The following is a 1,420-nucleotide window of genomic DNA, read 5'->3' on the forward strand; positions in this document are numbered from 1 at the left end:
GGCTAGCCCCGTGCGAACCTCACAGCACACCAGTACGTACAGCCGCCGGCAGCTGCAAAATCGTGAAACGCTGCAAAATGACGCAAACCATCCACAATGCCAGCGCAGGCGAGTCTGACAGGCTCGCCCGATCCCCGGTCAACGGTGACCGACACGCTGTAAGTGCCCAGGTTCCACATAGAGAGCACCCCTCCTGCTGTTAACCTTCTGGCCGTCAGCATGAATCTGTCAGTCCCAGTCCCCATCGACGTCGGCAGTGCATCCCGGTAAGCGAAGAGCTAGGGCGAGGCATCTGGGGAATGGGAGGAAGGCACCCATGAAGGTCATCGTCCTCGCCAGCCAAAAGGGTGGAGTGGGTAAAACCACAACATCCGCCAACATCGGTTCGAGCCTTGCCAGTGGTGGAGCCCGCGTCGGCATGGTCGACCTCGAGCTCCAGGGCCAGCTCGGAGTCTCCTTGGGTGCGTTCGCGCGCAAGCCACAGGACATCGGAAGCGCCCTGATCGACTACATCGACGCGGTCGATGCAGACGAGATTGCAACCATGGCGCCCCTGCGTAGCCGCATGGTTGACAGGACGGTCTTGCTCAAGGACTTCGAGAAGCCCGGCACGCTCAGCGTCATCGGCTCGGTGATGAACGTGACTGATCGCGCTCGTACTGAAATCGCGAAGCGAGGCTGGGAGGCTGTGTCAAGCCTTCGCCACCTCCTCCTCACCTTGCAGGACGACTTCGACTTCATCATCGTCGATACCCCGCCGTCAGCCGACGCCCTGGCCTCCGTAGCCCTCGCCGCCGGCGACTACGTAATCGCTGTCTGCAACCCGCGGCTCGCAACAGCGGACGGCGCTCGCGTCGTTCGAAACAACGTGGCGAAGGTGCCGGAGCGTACGGGAGGCACCTGCCGCCCCGTATTCCTCGGAACAGTGATCAACGAGGCCCAACCTCCGTCGAAGCGCACCGAGGAAGCAGACGCCGTTGACACCTTCCTCAAGAAGCACGACCTGGCACCGTTCAAGAAGGAGATCAGGACGAGCCCGCAGATCTCCGCGTCGTACGGCATCAGCCGGCCGATTGTCATTGACGAGCCCAGCTACGCAGCAAGCGGCTGGTTTGAGGACCTCACTGTCGAGATCATCGACCGGATTCGGGGTCTGTCATGACGTCTTCGCCGGAGGAATCGACGCAGGAGCCGACGAAGCCCTCTCGGAGGAAAGGGCGTGGCAAGGCACGGTCCTTCGACTTCAGCGCCATCGAGCATGTGGGTAACGACGCCACTGTGGGCGGGTTTCTGGGAGATGACGCTGCTGAGTCCGAGCGACGACGGGCATCAACTGCGGTCGCAGTGCCGCCCACGCTGAGTCTCGACTATGACTCTCCTGGGCCGAATGAGAAGGGGCACACCACCGCCACTCTGGGTT

Annotated in this window: 1 protein-coding gene; it reads left to right on the forward strand. The window is 62.2% G+C overall.

What is annotated here, in order from left to right; all coding sequences use genetic code 11:
* Positions 1 to 316 precede the first annotated feature (316 nt).
* Complete coding sequence (locus RM812_RS41660) at positions 317 to 1,162, forward strand: ParA family protein (RefSeq protein ID WP_311586152.1); 846 nt, start codon at positions 317 to 319, stop codon at positions 1,160 to 1,162.
* The last annotated feature ends 258 nt before the right edge of the window (positions 1,163 to 1,420 follow it).

It is taken from the genome of Streptomyces lancefieldiae, assembly GCF_031845825.1.
GTDB classification, from domain to species: Bacteria; Actinomycetota; Actinomycetes; order Streptomycetales; family Streptomycetaceae; genus Streptomyces; species Streptomyces lancefieldiae.

Excerpts from the sequence above, each read along its gene's own strand:
- RM812_RS41660 (WP_311586152.1), top strand. The coding sequence starts at position 317 with ATGAAGGTCATCGTCCTCGCCAGCCAAAAGGGTGGAGTGGGTAAAACC.